The following is a 17,649-nucleotide window of genomic DNA, read 5'->3' as shown; positions in this document are numbered from 1 at the left end:
GATGCTCCTCGTTCAGCAGCACAGCGGGCGCAGGCGCGGGCCGCGGGCGAGCAGGCCTGCCTGCGGCGGCAGCGCGAGGCCGGCCGGCGCGCTGGCCGGGGCCGGCAGCGCGCTCGGGGTCCGGCGTGCCGCGCCCAGCCAGGCCGCGGCCGTGCCGCTCCAGATCTGCTCGCGCCCCTCGGCATCGAGCTCCAGCCGGTCCAGCAGATCGACCAGCCAGCCGCGCCGCTCGGCGATCTCGGCGCCGGAGCAGGGCAGGAAGCAGTCGCTGCCGAACTGCAGCGATTCCGGGCCCAGCACCTCCAGCGCCAGCCGTATCGCCTCCAGCCGGTAGGGCGGCGGCGGGCCGAAGGAAAGGTCGAAGCGGAACATCGCCTCGGCGCCGCGGCGGCCATGGATGCGGTCGATCAGGCCGACGGCGATCGCCTCGTCGGTCCAGGGCCAGGACAGATGGGCGAGCGCGACGCGCACGCCCGGATGATCGCGCAGCGCCTCGAAATAGCAGGGCCGGCAGAAGCGGCCGGAGCGGCCGTCGATGAAGATGCCGCTGTGGAAGAGCAGCGGCAGCTGCAGCTCGGCGGCGACGGCAAAGGTCGGCTGCACCGAGTCATCGAAGGGATACCAGCCGCTGGGCACCATCTTGGCGCCGCCGAGGCCCGCGTCGATCGCGCGGCGCAGTTCCTCCGGCGCCTCGAAATGGCTGGGGTTGACGACGGCCAGGCCGATCAGCCGGTCCTCGTGCCCGCGTATCAGGCGGGCGAGGTGGCTGTTGGCGCGGCGCAGCGAGCCCGCATCGGAGAGCGAATAGCCGGCGGACAGAAAGGGCGCCAGCAGCACGCCCTGGTCGATGCCGGCCTCGTCCAGCGCCGTCAGCACGTCCTGCGCCGTCTCCTGGCCGGTGCAGTGCAGATGGGCGTCGATGATCATCACGCGAGCCCGTTGAGACCGGCATCGGCGGCCAGCGCCGGCAGCGGGCGCAGGCTCTCGGTGCGCGAGCGGGCGAGCTCCTCGCGTATGGTGGTGACGATCAGCGCCGCGCTGGCGTCCCAGGAGCTGGCCGCGACCAGCTTGGCCGCGCGCTCGGCACGTTGGCGGCGCAAGGCCGGTGGCCGCGCCAGCTCGGTCTCGCAGGCGGCGATGAACTCGCTCGCAGTGCCGGCGATGCCGACGACATGGCCGTAAAGAAGGCTAACGTCGTGGATCGCCGTGCTGACGACCGGCTTGCCGGCGGCCAGGTATTCCAGCGTCTTGGTCGGGCTGATGAAGCGCGTCGCCTCGTTCAGCGCAAAAGGCATCAGGCACAGATCCCAGCCGGCCAGCAGATGCGGCAGCAGCGCATAGGGCTGCATGCCCAGCCAATGCAGATTGGGCCGCTGCGGCAGCGCGGCCGGGTCGATCTTGACCACCGGGCCGACCATGACGAGGTGCCATAGCGGATGGCTGTCGGCCAGCGCCTCGACCAGGGTCAGGTCCAGGCGCTCGTCGATGACGCCGAAAAAGCCCAGCCGCGGATACGGCAGATGCTGCTGCAAAGCTTGCGCTCGCGCCGCCAGCCCCGCATCGGGCGCCTTGCGCTCGAGCGAGAAATGCGCGGCATCGACGGCGCTGGGCACGCACAGCACCTGCGGGTGCAGCGCCCGTTTCGCTTCGTACAGCGACGGCCCGCCCGTGAAGACCAGATCGACCCGCCGCATCAGCGCCGACTCGCGCTGGCGCAGCTGCCGCGGCGCGCCCTTGAAGGCCGACAGCTCGTCCATGCAGTCGTAGATCAGCAGCCGCGGCCGCACCAGCTTGACCAGGGGCAGGGCCATCGGCGTGTAGAGCCAGACCATCGCCTCGGCGATGCCCTGCTCGGCCAGCCAGTCGCCCAGCAGTGCCTCCAGCACCGGCAGCTGGTCGTCGTGGAAGCCCGGCGCATCGATCGCGGTATGCGGCAGCAGTCGCGTGACGCCGCATTCGAGCGTCGTCTGTTCGAGCTGGTTGACGCCGTCGCTCGCCCGGCGCGGCTCCTCGATGAAGATCACCCGCCAATGGCGCGCCAGCCGGCTGAGCAGATGCTGGGGCCGCTGGTAGACGAAGTCCCAGCGCAGGTGTGAGAAGACGAGCAGCGGCGGCAGCTTCATGACGATGGCGGTGAACAGTCGGACATGCCCCCTGAAGGCAAGCACCGTGCCGCGCGCCGGGCATCGCCATTGCCGCTGGCCCATAAACCGCCCAGACGGCAACCCGAGAGATCCGATGGCAAGCCCCCATCCAGCAGCACCGGCGTCGTTTGCGACGCGCGAAACGACCGTCGACGGCACAGCCGCGACGCTGCGCGAGCCGCTCAGCTTTGCGGGCGGCGCTGCGTGCCAGCGCCTGGTGCTGATGCCGGCCGGGCCCTGCGCGATCCGCGAGGACGGGCGCAGCGCCACCCTGATCTGGTTCGACGGCGGCCGGCGCTGCGAGCTGGCGATCTCGCTGCTCGATCTGCAGGCGCTGCTGGCCGGCGGCGTGCTGCGCCGCGAGGCCGCGGGCTGACCCGGCCGGCGCGGCGCCGCCGCCCGGCCGATGACAGCGGCTGCCGACCGGGCTTAGGGACGGGCTTAAGGACGGGCTTAAGGACCGCTGGCGGCCGAGGCCGGCGCGGTCGAGGGCGATGTGGTGGACGGCGCCGTGGTGGTCGGCGTGTCGGGCGTGCTCGGGCGGCGTTCGCAGCCGCTCAGCAGGGCCAGGCCGCCGAGGCCGGCGATGACGAGCAGCTTGCGGACGGAAGAGGTGCGGAAAAAGCGCGACATGGCGGAACTCCGGTGATGAGGAACCTTGACGCGGCAAGGTCCGTGCCGGCCGCCGCGGCCGCTCGCCCGCGCTGCGCGCCTTGCAAATGCTGCCGTAGTTGCCGGTGCCCGGCGCTGGAGCTCAGCGCGCCAGGTCGAGCTCGCGCGCGGCCTCGTCGAGCATCTTCTCGATGTCCTCGACCGCCAGCGGCTTGACCAGGTGCTGCTTGAAGCCGGCCATCGCGCTGCGCTCGCGGTCGGCCCGCATGCCGTAGCCGCTCATCGCCACCGCGTAGAAGGGCTGCGGCTGCTTGATCTGGCTCAGCAGTTCCCAGCCGTCGCCATCGGGCAGGCCGATATCGGACAGCAGCACGTCGGGCGCAAATTCCGCCAGCGCCTGCAGGCCGTCCCCGACCGAGACGGCGCTGCGGACCTCGTGGCCCAGCATCGCCAGCAGCAGGGTCAGCGTCGTGCGCGTGTCGGTGTGGTTCTCGACCAGCAGGATGCGCAGCGGGCGCGTGGCGGCGGGAGCGTTCATGAGTGAACCTTACATCTGTGCCCAGGGCAGTTCAACGGTGAAGGTCGCGCCCTGGCCGCGGCCCGGGCTGCTGGCGCGCAGGCTGCCGCCATGCGCGTCGACGCTTGCCTTCGAGATGGCAAGCCCCAGGCCCAGACCGCCGAACTCGCGCGCCACCCAGGGGCCTTCCTGCGTGAAGGCATCGAAGATGTGCGTCAGCGCGTCGGCATCGATGCCGACGCCGTTGTCGCTGACCTCGATGCGCACGACGTCCCCGACATTGGCGGTGGCGACGCGGATCCAGCCCTGGGCCGGGGTGAACTTGGCGGCATTCTTGAGCAGATTCCAGATCACCTGCTGCAGGCGCCGGCCGTCGCCCAGCACCTGCGGCGAGGCGGCGTCCAGCGCCAGGATCAGCTGCTGCTGCTTGGCCTGCATGTCCGGCTCGCAGATCTCGATCGCGCCGCGGATGACCGGATGCAGATCGACCGGCTCGTGCGCGACCTCCAGAGAGCCGCGCGAGATATGGGTCAGGTCCAGCAGATCGTCGATCAGGTTCGACTCGATGCGGATATTGCGCAGGATCAGGGCCAGCGCGTCCTGCATATCGGCCGGGACGTCCTTGCGCCGTGCCAGCAGCTGCACGGCCATCGCCGCCGGCGTCAGCGGCGTGCGCAATTCGTGCGAGAGCACGGCCAGGAACTGGTCCTTGGCCAGATTGGCGGACTCCAGCGCCGCGCGCGCGGCCTCGTTCTCGCGCAGCGCCTCCACCAGCTCGGCCTGGCTCTGCTCGACCGCCTGCTGGGCGAGCCGCGCCTCGCTCTGGTCGCGCAGGATCTTGACGAAACCGACGATCTTGCCGGCGTCCTCGCGCATCGACATCATCATGCCGCTGGCCCACAGCGGGCTGCCGTCCTTGCGCAGGTGGAAGCGGTCGTCCCCGGCGCGGCCCTCGGCCAGCGCCTGGCGCGCCTCCTGGGCCGGCACGCCGGCGGCGATGTCCTCGGGCGTGAACAGCATATCGGCCGTGCGGCCTATCGCATCGGCCTCGCTGTAGCCGAGGATGCGCTCGGCGCCCGGATTCCAGCTGGTGATGCGGCGCTCGAGGTCCATCGTGAAGATCGCGTATTCGCGTGCGCTCTCGACCACCATGCGCATGCGCTCCTCGCTGCCGCGCAGCGCCGCCTCGGCGCGCAGGCGCTCGCTGATGTCCACGCAGACGGCGATCGCCGTGCCCTTGCCGGCGCTATCGGCGGGCAGGGCGGTCACGCTGTTGTGCACCCAGACCTCGGCGCCATCGCTGCGCAGCAGGCGCTTCTCGAGCTCGTAGGGCTCACCCTGCTGCTGCAGGCGCTGCATGCGCTCGCGGTGCAGCGGCAGGTCGTCCTTGTGGATCAGCTGCTCGACCTCCTGGCCCAGCAACTGCTGCTCGGTGTAGCCCAGCATCCGGCAGAAGCGCTCGTTGACGAAGCCCAGGCGCCCCGTCGCGTCGATCTGCACGACGCCGACGGCGGCCTGGTCGACGATGGCGCGAAAGCGCGCGTCGGCGATTCGCTGCGCCTCCTGCGCGCGCTTGCGCTCGGTGATGTCGATGAAGGCCAGCACGACGCCGGCGATGCGGTCGTCTATCGTGCGGTAGGGTCGCAGGCGGGCCAGATACCAGTTGCCGCCATGCTCGCCGACCTCGCGCTCGATCGACATCAGCGTGTCCAGCACGCTCTTGGCGTCCGCGGCCAGCGAGCCATAGCGCAGCCGGCTGGTCAGATCGGTCAGCGGCCGGCCGATGTCGGTGGCGATGAAATTGAACAGCGAGACCGCCGAGGGCGTGAAGCGGCTGATGTGCAGCTGGCGGTCGAGGAAGACGGTCGCGATCGCGGTCGCGTCCATCAGATTGAGCATATCGCTGTTGGCATGGCCCAGCTCGTCGACCTTGCTCTTCAGCTCGTGGTTGACGGTGGTCAGCTCCTCGTTGATCGACTGCAGCTCCTCGCGGCTGGTCTCCAGCTCCTCGGTTGCCGAGCGAAGCTCCTCGTTCATCGCCTGCAGCTCTTCGTTGCTGGCCTTCAGCTCCTCGGTCGAGGCCTCGTACTGCTCGACCGTGTCGCGCAGATGCAGCTTGAGCCGCTCGATCTCGCGGTCCAGCTGACGGGCGATCGGGTCGGCCGCCTGCGGCGCCGCCTCGCCCTCGCCCTTGGCGATCACCTCGCCGGGCTCGAGGTCGAAGCTGATCAGCATCAGGCCGGCGGCGATCTCGGTGGCCGGCACGATGCGCAGGCTCACCGCCACCGGCCCGTCGGCCATGTCCAGGCGCACCTTGGGCACATGGGTCGTCTCGCTGGTCTGCGCGGCCTGGTAGAGCGCCGCGCGCAGCTCGATGCGCAGCGCCGGATGCACCAGGCGCAGCAGATTGTGGCTGGGCTCGCCGCCGGAAAACTGCAGAAAGCGCGAGGCGGCCGGCGACAGGTGCAGGATCTCCTGCTCGGCATCGACCAGCACCGAGGGCGGCGCCAGCCGGTCGAGCAGGCGCAGATGCACCTCGCCCCAGGGCAGCGCGCGGCCGTCCACGGGCCGGCTCGGCGCCCGCCCGGCCGGCAGGCCCTGCTCGAAGCCGCGGCCCGCGGTCACGGTTTCCTCCAGCGAGGCCTGCTGGGCCTCCAGCGTCAGTGCCAGGGTGCTGGGCCCGGAGGTCACCGGCAGGCCGTAGCGCAGCGCCGGCCGCTGCTGGAACAGGCGGTGCTTCTTGTCCAGCACCGAGAACAGCGTGCTGCCTTCCTCGACCGATTCGGACGAGCCGAGGAAGAGCAGTCCCTCGGGCCGCAGCGCGAAGTGGAAGAGGTCCAGCGCGCGGCCCTGGGCCTCGCGGTTCAGGTAGATCAGCAGATTGCGGCAGGTCAGCAGGTCCAGGCGCGAGAAGGGCGAGTCCTTCAGCAGATCGTGCATCGCGAACAGCACCGTCTCGCGGATCTCGCGCCGCACGCGGTAGCCGCGATGCTCCTTGACGAAGAAGCGGCGCAGCTGCTCCTCGCTGACGTCGGCCTCGATCGTCGTCGGATAGACGCCCTCGCGCGCCAGCTGGATCGCATCCTCGTCCAGATCGGTGGCGAAGACCTGCACGACCGGCGGCGCGTCCAGCGAGCGCGCGTACTCGTGCAGCAGCATCGCGACCGAATAGGCCTCCTCGCCGGTGGCGCAGGCCACGACCCAGACGCGCACGGTGTCGCCGGCCCCCTTGTTGCGGAACAGCTCCGGGATGCGGGCCTCCAGTGCGGCGAAGCAGTCGGGGTCGCGGAAGAAGTTGGTGACGCTGATCAGGAGGTCCTGCAGCAGCGCGCCGGCCTCGCCGGGCCGCGTGCGCAGGCAGTTCAGATAGCCGCTCAGGTCGTCGATGCCGTTGACCTGCATGCGCCGGCCGATGCGGCGCAGGATGGTGGCGCGCTTGTAGTAGGAGAAGTTGCGGCCGGTGCGGGTGCGCAGAAAGGTCAGCACCTCGCGCAGCTGGCTTTCCTCGCCGCTGCCGCGCGGTTGCTCCTGGGCCGGCTGCGGCCCTTCCTCCGGCGGCAGGCGCACGCGCTGTTCGAGCTGCTGGTAGTCGACCAGGCGCGCCGGCATGTCCGTCACCGGCAGCACCCAGTCGACCATGCCGGTGCCGATGGCCGCGCGCGGCATGCCGTCGAACTCGGCCTCGCCCGGGTCCTGCGCGATGGTCAGGCCGCCGCGCTCCTTGATGCGCTTGATGCCGATCGCGCCGTCGCCGTCCAGGCCGGACAGCACCACCGCCGCGGCATGCGGGCCATGGGTGTCGGCCAGGGTGCGGAAGAAATGGTCGACGGCGATGTGGCGGCTGCGGTCCTGCGGCAGCTCGAACAGGCGCAGATGGCCGTCCATGGTCCTGAGGCCCTTGCCCGGCGGGATCACGTAGACGCGATCGGCCTCCAGGCGCTCGGCCTCCTGCACCTGGGTCACCGGCATCGTGGTGCACAGCTGCAGGATCGCCGCCAGATTGCTCTCATGCTCGGGCGATAGATGCAGCACGACCACATAGGCCATGCCGGTGTCGGCCGGCATGGCCTGGAAGAAAGCGCGCAGCGCCGCGATGCCGCCGGCCGAACCGCCCAGGCCGACGACCGGCAGCATCTGGTAGCCGCGGGTCGGCACGACGTTGTCGATTTCGTCGGCCAGTTCCTCTTCGGCGCGGTCGCGCGAATCCAAAGCCTCGCTCATAGGCCTCCCTTTGCCCGAACCGTCATTGCATGCTCTCGATGGAAACGAAAATTATGCGCCATCGAGCCGACGGAAAAGCCCTGCTTGCCGAGGCAAGCCGGGCGCCATCGGAATGCCCTCGCGAGGGCATGCGGCTTGCCTGCGGGGATGCTGTTCACCACCCGGAAACGGAGCCTGCATGGAGCGCCCGGCCATCTTCGTCGACAAGGACGGCACCCTGGTCGAGAACTACCCTTACAACGTCAATCCGGCGCTGCTGCGCTTCATGGACGGCGCGCTGGAGGCGCTGGGCGCGCTGGCGCTGGGCGGCTATGCGCTGGTCGTCGTCACCAACCAGAGCGGCATCGGCCGCGGCTTCTTCACCCGCGAGCAGTTCGCGCTGCTGCAGGCGGAGCTGCTGCGCCGGATCTGGGACGAGGCGGGCATCCGCTTCGACGACTTCCTTGTCTGTCCCCATTCGCCGGGCCGCGACGGCCGGCCGGCCTGCCTGTGCCGCAAGCCGGCGCCGGGCCTGCTGACGCGGGCCGCACGCCGCCATGGCCTGGACCTGCGGCGCTCCTGGATCGTCGGCGACACGCTGGACGACGTGGAGGCCGGCCATCGCGCCGGCTGCCGCGGCCTGCTGCTGGACAGCGGCGGCGAGACGGTCTGGCGCCGCTCGCCGCTGCGCGAGCCGGAGGGCGTCTGCGGCAGCTGGGCCGAGGTCGCCCGCACGGTGCTGGGCGCGCCGCAGCGGCCGCCGCTCACCGCCGATCAGGACTCGGCGTATTCCTTCAGGCGGTTGTAGAGCGTCTTCAGGCTGATGCCCAGGGCGGCGGCGGCGCGCTCCTTGTGCTGGCGATAGTGGCGCAGCGTCATCTCGATCAGCGCCTTCTCCGCCGCGGCGACCGAGCAGCCGGGGCGCAGCAGCAGGGTGTCGGCGCCGATCGCCAGCGCGTCGTTGCGCCGCGGCGGCTCGCGCGCCGGCGGCGGCGCCGGGGGCGCGTCCATGCGTGCGGTCGGCAGCCATTGCTCGGTGATCAGCGGCCCGCTGGCCATCACATAGGCGCGCTGGACGACGTTGCGCAGCTCGCGCACATTGCCCGGCCACCGGTAGGCGGCCATGCGGGCCAAGGCCTCGGCGCTGAAGCGCTTGGCCTCGCCCTCGCGCGCGCCGATCAGCTCGAGGAAATGCGGCACCAGCAGCGCGACATCGTCGAGCCGCTCGCGCAGCGGCGGCATCTCGATCGGGAACACATTGAGGCGGTAGAACAGGTCCTCGCGCAGCTTGCCGGCGGCCACCGCCTCGGCCGGCACGCGGTTCGAGGCGGCGAGGATGCGCACATCGGCATTCATGGCCTGGGCCGAGCCCACGCGCATGAAGCGGCCGGTCTCCAACACATGCAGCAGCTTGACCTGCAGATCGGCCGGCATCTCGGTCACCTCGTCGAGGAACAGGGTGCCGCCGCCGGCGCGCTCGAAGAAGCCCTGGTGCTGGCGGTCGGCGCCGGTGAAGCTGCCCTTCTCGTGGCCGAACAGCTCGCTCTCGATCAGGTGCGGCGAGATACCGCCGCAGTTGAGCGCCACAAAGGGCTTGCGGCGGCGCCGGCTCAGCTCGTGCACGGTCTGCGCGACCAGCTCCTTGCCGGTGCCGCTCTCGCCGGTGATGAAGACCGTCACGCCGGTGCCGGCGACACGCGCGATCTGGCGGTAGACGCGCTGCATCGCCGCCGAGCGGCCGCAGATCCGGCCGAAGCGGCCGCGCTCGGCCAGCTCGCGCTCCAGGTCGGCGGCCTCGGCCTGCAGGCCGGTCGGCCGCTCGATGAAGCGCGCCAGCAGCTCCTGCAGCTGGCCCGGCGCCACCGGCTTGAGCAGGTAGTCGGCCGCGCCCTGGCGCAGCGCCTCGATCGAGCTTTCGATGCTGGCATAGCCGGTGATCAGCACCACCTCGGAATGGGCCAGCAGCGCGTCGTCGGCAAACAGCTCCATGCCGCAGCCGTCCGGCAGCTGCAGATCGAGCAGCACCAGCTGCGGCCGCTGCAGCAGGATCTGGCGCCGCGCCTCCAGCAGCGTGTGCGCGGTGGCGACGCTGCATTGCTCGCGCGCGACCAGGGCGGCCAGCGCCTCGGCCGAGGCGATCTCGTCATCGACGATCAGCACATGCGCCATGGCCATCGTCCTGGTGTCGGGTCGAGCGCGCCCAGGGCGGCAGCGTGCCCGCCTGCACCGCGCCCTCGCGCGCCGCGCGCAGCATGGCCAGCAGCCGCTGCGGCGCGATCGGCTTGTGCAGCAGGGCCACGCCGCAGCGGCTGGCATCGGTGCGGCTGCTGGTCATGATCACGCGCAGGCCCGGGCAGCGCCCGCGCAGCAGCCGCGCCAGCGCGATGCCGTCCGGCAGGTCGGGCAGCAGCGCCTCGCACAGCAGCACGTCGATCGGTGCGCAGCCGGGCCCGAAGATCTCCAGCGCGCCGGCCGCGTCGGCCACGCACTGGGCGCGGCAGCCGTAGCGCGCCAGCAGCGCGGCGGTGGCGGCGGCGAAGTCCGCGTCGGCATCGACGATCAGCAGCCGCAGGCCGGCCAGCAGGCTGGCGTCGGCGGCGCCCGCGTCCTGCGGCGTCGCCAGCGCATGCGCCGGCCGCGCCGGCAGCAGCAGCCAGACCGCCGTGCCGCGGCCCGGCGCGCTGCGCAGCCAGCAGCGGCCGCCGGCGTGCTCGCAGAAGGCGCGCACCTGGCTCAGGCCGCGGCCGCTGCCGGCCGGCTTGGAGCCGAAGAAGGGCGCGAAGACCTGTTCGGCCAGCGCCTCGTCCAGCCCGCGGCCGTCGTCGCTGAGGCAGATCGCGGCATAGTGGCCGTGCGGCAGGCCGATGCTTTCCTCGGCCGTCGCGGCGCGCGCTTCCAGCCGCACCTGGCCAGGCCGGCAGCGCGGGGCGCCGCCGGCGATGGCCGCCGGGATGGCGCCGGACATGGCCTCGCGCGCGTTCAGCGCCAGGTTCAGCAGGGCCAGCTCGAGCTCGCCGGCATCGACCTCGACGCTGCCGGCCTGCTCGTCGACCTCGATCCGCAGCGCGATGCGCGAGCCGAGCGCCAGCTCCAGCAGCTCGCGCTGCATCGGCAGTTCGGCGGCCAGATCGATGGCGCGCGGCCGCGGCGGACGCGGCTCCGCCAGGCGCAGCAGGCGCCGGGTCAGCCGGCCGCCCGATTCGACCGAGGCCAGGATGGAAGCCATCAGCAGCGTGGTCTGCGGATCGGCGCTGGAACGCTCGGCCAGCTGGGCGTTGTGGCCGATCGCGCCGAGCAGATTGTTCAGCTCGTGGACCAGGCCGCCGCTGAGCCGGCCCAGCAGCTCCAGGCGCTGGCCGCGCAGATAGTGCTGGGCCTCGCCGGCGGCGGCCTTCATGCCGCCGCCTCGCTCATCTGCGCGAAGTACTGCGAGCGGCCGGTCTTGTAGAGCTGGTACCAGGCCTGCAGCACCTCCTCGCGGTAGATCCGCAGGCGGGCGAAGATGGCCTGGGCGAATTCCAGCGGCGCCATGCCGCCGGCCGTGATCAGCAGCCCCTCGTCGTCGATGACGGCCGGCTCGTCGACATAGTGCTCGGCGCCGCCGTAGCCCTGCTCCCTGAGCCCGTTCAGATAGGCGGGGGCATTGCTGCCGTGGCGGCGCCGGTCGAGCAGGCCGATGCGCGCCAGGCCGGCGGTGGCGCCGCAGATCGCCGCCACCGGCACGCCGGCCTCGAGGAAGGCGGCCGCCTTGTGCGCGCTGTCCAGATGCTCGCCCTGGTCCCAGCCGCGGCCGCCGGGCAGGATCAGCAGCTCGGCATCGGCCGGCTGCAGCGCCGCCAGCTGCCGGTCCGGCAGGATGCTCAGTCCGCCGGCCGAGACGACCACGCCGCTGCCGACGGCCACCGTCTGCACCCGCCAGCGGCCCGGCTCGCGCTGGAACTCGGGGCTGTTGATGCCGGCGATCGCGAAGGCCGGCTCCCAGTCGGCAAAGCCGTCGAAGACATAGAGGTAGACGCTGCGCAGCGGGGCCTGGGGGATGTTCATGGCGGCTTCCGGGGCAAGCGCCGTGCCCCGCGGCGGCCGCTTGCGCACTGTCGCCGGGAGCGGGGACGCGGGGTGGCCGGCTCGGCACCGGCCTTGCCACTCGGGACGAACGAAGCACAACCCAGGAGTCCCCGCCATGCCGCGTAGCAAGAACCCGGAAACGAGCAAGAGCACCAGCACCGCAGCCACCAAGGCCGCGAAGGCGCCGAAGGCCACGAAGGCCACGAACGGAGCCCCGCCCGCCAAGGGCGATGGCGACGGCGATCTGCTGCAGCGGCAACACGAGGCGATGCAGCAGCTGGCGGCCGCGCGGCCCTTCAACGAGTTGAAGGCCGGCGAGCATGGCCGGGACCCTGCGCTGCAGCCGCAGGCCGGCACGCCGGTCGAGCCGGCCGACGAGTCGGCCACCGCCAGCAGCGTGCGCGAGACCGTCGTCTCGATCAAGCTGGGCAGCCAGGCGCAGCCGGGCCACAACCCCGGCAACGAGTCGCTGGACCGGGTGCGGGTGGACTCCGGCGGCCAGGCGCTGACGACCAACCAGGGCGTGCGCGTGGCCGACAACCAGAACTCGCTGAAGGCCGGCCTGCGCGGACCGACCCTGCTGGAAGACTTCATCCTGCGCGAGAAGATCACGCATTTCGACCATGAGCGCATCCCGGAGCGCGTGGTCCATGCGCGCGGCTCGGCCGCCCATGGCTATTTCGAGTGCTACGACCCGCTGGACCAGCTGACGATGGCGGCGCCCTTCGCGGCGGCGGGCAAGCGCACGCCGGTGTTCGTGCGCTTCTCCACCGTCGCCGGCGAGCGCGGCTCCTTCGACACCGCGCGCGATGTGCGCGGCTTCGCGGTCAAGTTCTATACCGATGACGGCAACTGGGACCTGGTCGGCAACAACATCCCGGTCTTCTTCATCCAGGACGCGATGAAGTTCCCCGATCTGGTCCATGCGCTCAAGCCCGAGCCCCACCATGCGATGCCGCAGGCGGCCAGTGCGCACGACACCTTCTGGGACTTCGTCTCGCTGATGCCGGAGTCCGCCCATATGCTGATGTGGGTGATGTCGGACCGCGCGATCCCGCGCAGCTACCGGATGATGCAGGGCTTCGGCGTGCACACCTTCCGCCTCGTCAATGCCGCGGGCGAATCGAAGCTGTGCAAGTTCCACTGGTCGCCGCGCGCCGGCACGCATTCGCTGGTCTGGGACGAGGCGGTGAAGATCTCCGGCGCCGACCCCGATTTCCACCGCCGCGATCTCTGGGAGGCGATCGAGGCCGGCAGCTTCCCTGAATGGGAGCTGGGCCTGCAGATCTTCGACGAGGAGCAGGCCGAGAACTTCCGCTTCGACGTGCTGGACCCGACCAAGATCGTGCCGGAGGAACTGGTGCCGCTGCTGCCGGTCGGCCGCCTGGTGCTGAACCGCAATCCGGACAATTTCTTCGCCGAGACCGAGCAGGTGGCCTTCTGCACCGCCCATATCGTGCCCGGCATCGACTTCACCAACGACCCGCTGCTGCAGGGCCGCATCCATTCCTATGTGGACACCCAGCTGACGCGCCTGGGCGGGCCGAACTTCCACGAGATTCCGATCAATGCCTCGATCGCCCAGGTGCACAACAACCAGCGCGACGGCCTGCACCGCCAGGCCATCCATCGCGGCAGCGTGTCCTACGAGCCGAACTCGCTGGCCGGCGGCTGCCCCTTCCAGGCCGGCCGTGCCGGCGGCGGCTTTGTTTCCATCCCGACCCCGTTCCCGGCGACGGGCGAGGGCGACAAGTTGCGCGGCAAGCCGGAACGCTTTGCCGACCATTTTTCGCAGGCCACCCTGTTCTGGCGCAGCCAGTCCGAGCCCGAGCAGCGCCATATCGCCGGCGCCTTCCGCTTCGAGCTGAGCAAGGTGCAGGTGCCGGCGGTGCGCGAGCGCGTTGTGTCCCTGCTGGCCAATGTCGATGCCGGGCTGGCCGCGGCGGTGGCCGAGGGCCTGGGCTTCGCCGTGCCGGCGCCGCAGCCGCGCGCGCTGGAGCCGGCGGTCGAATCCGAGCTGGACAGCTCGCCCGCGCTGTCCCTGCTGGCGCGGCCCGGCGATGGCGGGGTCCAGACGCGGCGCGTCGCGCTGCTGGTCGTCGACGGCGCCGATCTGGCCAGCCTGCGCGCCGCGCAGACGGCGCTGCGGGAGGCCGGCGCGACGCCGCGCTTCGTCGGCCCGCGCATCGGCCCGCTGGGCGCCGACGAATCAATGGCGATCGAGATGTCCTTCGAGCAGGCGCCCTCGGTGCTGTGGGACGCGGTGGTGCTGGCCAATGACGCGGCCGCCGCGCGGCCGCTGTCGATGTACGGCCAGGCGCTGGATTTCGTCAAGGACCAGTACCGCCATTGCAAGCCCATCCTGGCGCTGGGCGGGCCGGGCGGCCTGCTGGCCGCGGTGAATCTGCCGCTGATGCTGCCCGAGGGCGAGGCCGACCCGGGCCTCTTCGTCTGCGCGCCGCCCAGCGAGACCGACCCGGCGCTGCGCACCGATGCCGACACGGTGACCGCCTTCATCGCCGGCCTGGCGCGGCACCGGCATTTCGAGCGGGAGACCGATCCGCCGCGGGTCTGATCGTCCCGCTAAACCTTGCGGGGGTAGCCGGTGTTGCGGGCGGCTTGTTCGCTGCCCGCATCGACGCGGCGCTGCTCGGCTTCGGCTGCCGCGGGCGGCTGCTTGGCAGCTTTCGCGCCGCCGCGCGGGGGCTTGGCCGCCTTGGGGCCGTCGTCCTTGGACTTCTTGCTGCTGCTGCGGGTCGCCATGGCGGTCTCCGTAAAGGAAAGAAAAAGCCCCGGCTTGCCACCGGGGCTGGGCTCAGTTAGCTGAAGAGAAATCGATCAATCAGCTCTTGCTGCTGCCGCTGGCGCTGCTGCTGCTTTTGCCGCTGCCGCTGCTACCGGATTCGCTGCCGGTCGAGCCTGTGGAGCCGGTCGAGCCGGTCGAGGATGAGGCCGACTGCGGCGAGGACGAGCCCGTGCTGCCGCTGCCGGAGCCCGAGCTGGAGCCGGTGCTAGAACCGGAACCGGAACCGGCACTCGAACCTTGGCCCGAGCTGGAGCCCTGGCCCTGGCTGCGGCTGCTGCGCCAGGTGTTGAACTCGTCCGAGAACTTCTTGTAGCGGTCCTCGCGCCAGGAGCGGTAGTCGTTGTCCAGATTGTTCATCTGCTCGGTGCGCCACTGGTGGTAGTCGGGGTCGAAATGCTCGTGCTGGCCGCCGCTGCCACCGCTGCTGCCGGAGGAGTAGCTGCCCGAGCTGCTGCCGTAGCTGCCGTAGCCGCCGCCGAGATGGCTCTGCTGGCCGCCGCGGCCGCTGCCGCCGCCCTGCTGCGAATAGCCGCCGCCGGAGCCGCCGCCATAGCCGCCACCCATCTGCGAGCCGCCGCCCTGGTAGCCACCTTGGTAGCCGCCCTGGGAGCCGCCTTGCGAGCCCTGGTAGCCGCCGCCGTAATTGCCGCCGCCGCCTTGGTAGCCGCCGCGCGAACCGTAGTCCTCGCCTTGCTGCCAGCGCTGGCCGCCGCCGCCGCTGCGCCCGCCGGCATAGCCGCCGTAGCCGCCGCCGACATAGCTGCCGCCACCCTGGCCGCCGCCGTAGCCGCTGCGATCGTCGTCGCCCCAGCTGCCGCCGCCACCGCCCTGGTAGCCACCACCCTGGTAGCCGCCGCCCATGCTGCCTTCGTAATTGCCCTCGTAGTCGCCGCGGCTCTGCTGGCCGCCGCTACCGCCCATGCGCTGTTCGTAGTCCTGGCCGCCGCCATAGCGACCGCCGCGCGAGCCGGAACGACCCTCTTCGTAGCCGCTGCCGCCGTTGCCGCCGCGCGATTGGTTGTGGTCTCGTTGGTGACCCATCATGATCTCCTTTCGGTACTTCGATGGATTGAATGCATACAGGCGGGCTGCTTCGCCCTGCCATGCATAAGAAGCCGGCAAACGCTATTCCCACCGGCACGCGCGGCGCAGCGGCGTGCGATGCGCGCCCCGGCTGGCCTTCAGTCCCAGGCCGGCGCCAGGCCCGCGGGATCGGCCTGCCGTTCATTGCGCTCCAGCGTGTCGATCGCGGCCAGGTCCGCCGCGTCAAGCCGCAAGGCGCGCGCGGCCAGATTGCTCTGCAGGTTCTCGCGCCGCGTCGAGGACGGGATCACCGCATGGCCCTGGCCCAGCGCCCAGGCCAGCGCCACCTGGGCCGGCGTCGCGCCGTGGCGTGCGGCGATGCGCCGCAGCACCGGATCGGCCAGCACCTTGCCGTAGGCGAGGGTCATGTAGGAGGTCAGCGGGATGCCCTGCGCGCGGGCGAACTCGACCAGCCGGCGGTTCTGCAGATAGGGGCTGATCTCCACCTGGTTGGTGGCGATCGCCTCGGCGCCGGCAATGGCGATCGCCTGCTGCAGCAGCGCGATCGTGAAGTTGGAGACGCCAAGATGGCGGGTCAGGCCTTGCGCGCGGGCCTCGGCCAGCGCCTGCAGCGATTCGGCCAGCGGTACCGCGCCGCCGGGCGAGGGCCAGTGGATCAGGGTCAGGTCCACCTGTTCCAGGCGCAGCTTCCTCAGGCTGTCCTTCAGGCTGGGGATCAGCCGGTCGCCGGCCAGCTGTTCGGTCCAGATCTTGGTCGTGACGAAGAGCTCGCGGCGCGGCAGCCGCGCCGCGGCAATGGCCTGGCCGATCTCGGCCTCGTTGCCATAGATCTGCGCGGTGTCGATCGCGCGGTAGCCGACTTCGAGCGCCTGGCGCACCGAGTCGATGACGGTCTGGCCCTGCAGGCGGAAAGTGCCGACGCCGATGGCGGGGACGATGGAAGAGGACATGGGAAAAACTCCTTGGTGAGAACGGCTCAGTGCGCGGCCGCGGCCTGCGGGCCCTGCGACGCGATGCCGGCGCGGCGGTCGAGCCGGCCGCTCCAATGCGTGAGCGCCAGCGAGACCAGCACCACGACGGCGCCAATCCACGGCGTGTGCATCAGGCCCAGCCGGCTGACGATCAGGCCGCCGGCCCAGGCGGCCATGGCGATGCCCAGATTGAAGGCGGCGATGTTCAGGCCGGAGGCCACGTCGACCGCCTGCGGCGCGAAGCGCTCGGCCTGCTTGACCACATAGACCTGCAGGCCCGGCACATTGCCGAAGGCGACCGCGCCCCACAGCAGTACCGTGACGACGGCCAGTGCCTTGTGCGGCGCCGCGAACTGGAACAGCAGCAGCACCGCGGCCAGCAAGGCGAAGATCCAGCGCAGCGCCAGCACCGGCCCCAGCCGGTCGGCCAGGCGGCCGCCCCAGAGATTGCCGACGGCGACCGAGACGCCGTAGACCAACATCACCCAGCCGACCGCGCCCGGCTCGAAGCCGCTGACCTCGGTCAGGATGGGCGCCAGAAAGGTGAAGGGGATGAAGCTGCCGCCATAGCCGATCGCCGTCTTCGCGTAGACCAGCAGCAGGCGCGGCTCGGCCAGCACGCGCGCCTGCTGGGCCAGCGAGGCCGGCGGCCGGTGCGCCAGGCCGCGCGGCAGGAAGAGGGCGCTGCCGACGACGGCGATCAGGCCCAGGGCGGCGACGGCCAGGAAGGTCGCGCGCCAGCCGAAATGCTGGCCGACGAAGGTGCCCAGCGGCACGCCGGTGACCAGGGCCACGGTCAGGCCGGTGAACATCAGGGCGATCGCGCTGGCCGCCTTGTCCTTGGGCACCAGGGCGGTCGCCAAGGTCGAGCCGATCGAGAAGAACACGCCATGCGCCAGGCCGGTCAGGATGCGCGCGGCCACCAGCGCGCCGTAGCCCGGCGCCTGCCAGGCCAGCAGATTGCCGGCGGTGAACAAGCTCATCAGCGCGAGCACCAGGGTCTTGCGCGGCATGCGGCCGCTCAAGGCGGTCAGCAGCGGTGCGCCGATGGCGACGCCCAGCGCGTAGAGGCTGACCAGCAGGCCGGCCGAGGGCAGGTCGACGCCGAGGTCGGCCGCGATGGTGGGAATGAGGCCGACGATCACGAACTCGGTCGTGCCGATGGCAAAGGCGCTGAGCGTCAGCGCCAGCAGGGCAATGGGCATGATGAAAACACTCCGGTTGAGGGAGCGCAGTGTGGCCGCGGCGCTTTTGCAGAAAAACCCCGTTATCCGCCAAAGATAATTGCAC

Annotated in this window: 15 protein-coding genes; 3 read left to right on the top strand and 12 right to left on the bottom strand. The window is 71.2% G+C overall.

Annotated elements, in window-relative coordinates:
• Positions 1–12: 12 nt before the first annotated feature.
• Together QWJ38_RS18760 and QWJ38_RS18755 are read right to left on the bottom strand one after the other, a co-directional pair.
• Entirely contained in the window at positions 13–927 is a 915-nt protein-coding gene (locus QWJ38_RS18760; RefSeq protein ID WP_290361002.1) for an amidohydrolase family protein, read from the bottom strand.
• Entirely contained in the window at positions 927–2,123 is a 1,197-nt protein-coding gene (locus QWJ38_RS18755; protein WP_290360641.1) for a glycosyltransferase, read from the bottom strand. Before QWJ38_RS18755 ends, QWJ38_RS18760 begins: the two co-directional genes overlap by 1 nt.
• Positions 2,124–2,238: 115 nt before the next feature.
• Between QWJ38_RS18755 and QWJ38_RS18750 the strand changes: the two genes are divergently transcribed.
• Positions 2,239–2,520, top strand: coding sequence for a hypothetical protein (locus QWJ38_RS18750; protein WP_290360640.1), 282 nt, complete (start codon positions 2,239–2,241; stop codon positions 2,518–2,520).
• Between the two features lie 77 nt (positions 2,521–2,597).
• Here QWJ38_RS18750 and QWJ38_RS18745 read toward each other — a convergent pair whose 3' ends face one another.
• The 3 genes from QWJ38_RS18745 to QWJ38_RS18735 all read right to left on the bottom strand — a co-directional run bounded on the left by QWJ38_RS18745 (position 2,598) and on the right by QWJ38_RS18735 (position 7,494).
• The gene (locus tag QWJ38_RS18745; protein WP_290360639.1) at positions 2,598–2,777 is read right to left on the bottom strand and encodes a hypothetical protein; all 180 of its coding nucleotides are present in this window, start codon (positions 2,775–2,777) and stop codon (positions 2,598–2,600) included.
• Between the two features lie 121 nt (positions 2,778–2,898).
• Positions 2,899–3,294, bottom strand: a complete 396-nt coding sequence (locus tag QWJ38_RS18740; RefSeq protein WP_290360638.1) for a response regulator — start codon at positions 3,292–3,294, stop codon at positions 2,899–2,901.
• A 9-nt stretch (positions 3,295–3,303) separates the two neighbouring features.
• The gene (locus QWJ38_RS18735) at positions 3,304–7,494 is read right to left on the bottom strand and encodes a PAS domain S-box protein (RefSeq protein WP_290360637.1); all 4,191 of its coding nucleotides are present in this window, start codon (positions 7,492–7,494) and stop codon (positions 3,304–3,306) included.
• Between the two features lie 178 nt (positions 7,495–7,672).
• Between QWJ38_RS18735 and QWJ38_RS18730 the strand changes: the two genes are divergently transcribed.
• A complete protein-coding gene (locus QWJ38_RS18730; protein WP_290360636.1) occupies positions 7,673–8,281 on the top strand; it encodes a D-glycero-alpha-D-manno-heptose-1,7-bisphosphate 7-phosphatase in 609 nt (202 codons plus the stop codon).
• Here QWJ38_RS18730 and QWJ38_RS18725 read toward each other — a convergent pair.
• The 3 genes from QWJ38_RS18725 to QWJ38_RS18715 are packed head-to-tail and all read right to left on the bottom strand — an operon-like array spanning position 8,248 to position 11,517.
• Positions 8,248–9,642 carry a sigma-54-dependent transcriptional regulator gene (locus tag QWJ38_RS18725; protein WP_290361001.1) on the bottom strand — a complete coding sequence of 465 codons (1,395 nt, stop codon included), beginning with the start codon at positions 9,640–9,642 and terminating at the stop codon, positions 8,248–8,250. The genes QWJ38_RS18730 and QWJ38_RS18725 overlap by 34 nt on opposite strands.
• Positions 9,617–10,870 (bottom strand): ATP-binding protein, encoded by a 1,254-nt coding sequence (locus QWJ38_RS18720; RefSeq protein WP_290360635.1) that lies wholly within the window; start codon positions 10,868–10,870, stop codon positions 9,617–9,619. The genes QWJ38_RS18725 and QWJ38_RS18720 overlap by 26 nt, the downstream gene beginning before the upstream one ends.
• Positions 10,867–11,517, bottom strand: coding sequence for a DJ-1/PfpI family protein (locus QWJ38_RS18715; RefSeq protein WP_290360634.1), 651 nt, complete (start codon positions 11,515–11,517; stop codon positions 10,867–10,869). The genes QWJ38_RS18720 and QWJ38_RS18715 overlap by 4 nt, the downstream gene beginning before the upstream one ends.
• Before the next feature lie 136 nt (positions 11,518–11,653).
• On the opposite strand from QWJ38_RS18715, the gene QWJ38_RS18710 reads away from it, so the two are divergent.
• The gene (locus QWJ38_RS18710; RefSeq protein ID WP_290360633.1) at positions 11,654–14,113 is read left to right on the top strand and encodes a catalase; all 2,460 of its coding nucleotides are present in this window, start codon (positions 11,654–11,656) and stop codon (positions 14,111–14,113) included.
• Between the two features lie 8 nt (positions 14,114–14,121).
• Here the strand turns inward: QWJ38_RS18710 and QWJ38_RS18705 are convergent, their stop codons facing one another.
• The 4 genes from QWJ38_RS18705 to QWJ38_RS18690 form a co-directional block, all read right to left on the bottom strand.
• The gene (locus QWJ38_RS18705; RefSeq protein ID WP_290360632.1) at positions 14,122–14,301 is read right to left on the bottom strand and encodes a hypothetical protein; all 180 of its coding nucleotides are present in this window, start codon (positions 14,299–14,301) and stop codon (positions 14,122–14,124) included.
• Between the two features lie 79 nt (positions 14,302–14,380).
• The gene (locus tag QWJ38_RS18700) at positions 14,381–15,385 is read right to left on the bottom strand and encodes a hypothetical protein (RefSeq protein WP_290360631.1); all 1,005 of its coding nucleotides are present in this window, start codon (positions 15,383–15,385) and stop codon (positions 14,381–14,383) included.
• A 140-nt stretch (positions 15,386–15,525) separates the two neighbouring features.
• Positions 15,526–16,338, bottom strand: a complete 813-nt coding sequence (dkgB, locus tag QWJ38_RS18695; protein WP_290360630.1) for a 2,5-didehydrogluconate reductase DkgB — start codon at positions 16,336–16,338, stop codon at positions 15,526–15,528.
• Between the two features lie 26 nt (positions 16,339–16,364).
• Positions 16,365–17,564: an MFS transporter gene (locus tag QWJ38_RS18690; protein ID WP_290360629.1), complete on the bottom strand. Its 1,200-nt coding sequence runs from the start codon at positions 17,562–17,564 to the stop codon at positions 16,365–16,367.
• Positions 17,565–17,649: the final 85 nt, after the last annotated feature.

The organism is Roseateles violae (genome assembly GCF_030410485.1).
GTDB lineage: Bacteria > Pseudomonadota > Gammaproteobacteria > Burkholderiales > Burkholderiaceae_C > Roseateles_D > Roseateles_D violae.
Note: the sequence above shows the minus strand (reverse complement) of the source record. Positions and strands in the feature narration are given on the sequence as shown.

What these genes read in the sequence shown, in the direction of transcription:
- QWJ38_RS18760 (WP_290361002.1), bottom strand. Translation starts at nt 927, where the DNA reads ATGATCATCGACGCCCATCTGCACTGCACCGGCCAGGAGACGGCGCAG.
- QWJ38_RS18755 (WP_290360641.1), bottom strand. Translation starts at nt 2,123, where the DNA reads ATGAAGCTGCCGCCGCTGCTCGTCTTCTCACACCTGCGCTGGGACTTC.
- QWJ38_RS18750 (WP_290360640.1), top strand. Translation starts at nt 2,239, where the DNA reads ATGGCAAGCCCCCATCCAGCAGCACCGGCGTCGTTTGCGACGCGCGAA.
- QWJ38_RS18745 (WP_290360639.1), bottom strand. Translation starts at nt 2,777, where the DNA reads ATGTCGCGCTTTTTCCGCACCTCTTCCGTCCGCAAGCTGCTCGTCATC.
- QWJ38_RS18740 (WP_290360638.1), bottom strand. Translation starts at nt 3,294, where the DNA reads ATGAACGCTCCCGCCGCCACGCGCCCGCTGCGCATCCTGCTGGTCGAG.
- QWJ38_RS18735 (WP_290360637.1), bottom strand. Translation starts at nt 7,494, where the DNA reads ATGAGCGAGGCTTTGGATTCGCGCGACCGCGCCGAAGAGGAACTGGCC.
- QWJ38_RS18730 (WP_290360636.1), top strand. Translation starts at nt 7,673, where the DNA reads ATGGAGCGCCCGGCCATCTTCGTCGACAAGGACGGCACCCTGGTCGAG.
- QWJ38_RS18725 (WP_290361001.1), bottom strand. Translation starts at nt 9,642, where the DNA reads ATGGCGCATGTGCTGATCGTCGATGACGAGATCGCCTCGGCCGAGGCG.
- QWJ38_RS18720 (WP_290360635.1), bottom strand. Translation starts at nt 10,870, where the DNA reads ATGAAGGCCGCCGCCGGCGAGGCCCAGCACTATCTGCGCGGCCAGCGC.
- QWJ38_RS18715 (WP_290360634.1), bottom strand. Translation starts at nt 11,517, where the DNA reads ATGAACATCCCCCAGGCCCCGCTGCGCAGCGTCTACCTCTATGTCTTC.
- QWJ38_RS18710 (WP_290360633.1), top strand. Translation starts at nt 11,654, where the DNA reads ATGCCGCGTAGCAAGAACCCGGAAACGAGCAAGAGCACCAGCACCGCA.
- QWJ38_RS18705 (WP_290360632.1), bottom strand. Translation starts at nt 14,301, where the DNA reads ATGGCGACCCGCAGCAGCAGCAAGAAGTCCAAGGACGACGGCCCCAAG.
- QWJ38_RS18700 (WP_290360631.1), bottom strand. Translation starts at nt 15,385, where the DNA reads ATGGGTCACCAACGAGACCACAACCAATCGCGCGGCGGCAACGGCGGC.
- dkgB (WP_290360630.1), bottom strand. Translation starts at nt 16,338, where the DNA reads ATGTCCTCTTCCATCGTCCCCGCCATCGGCGTCGGCACTTTCCGCCTG.
- QWJ38_RS18690 (WP_290360629.1), bottom strand. Translation starts at nt 17,564, where the DNA reads ATGCCCATTGCCCTGCTGGCGCTGACGCTCAGCGCCTTTGCCATCGGC.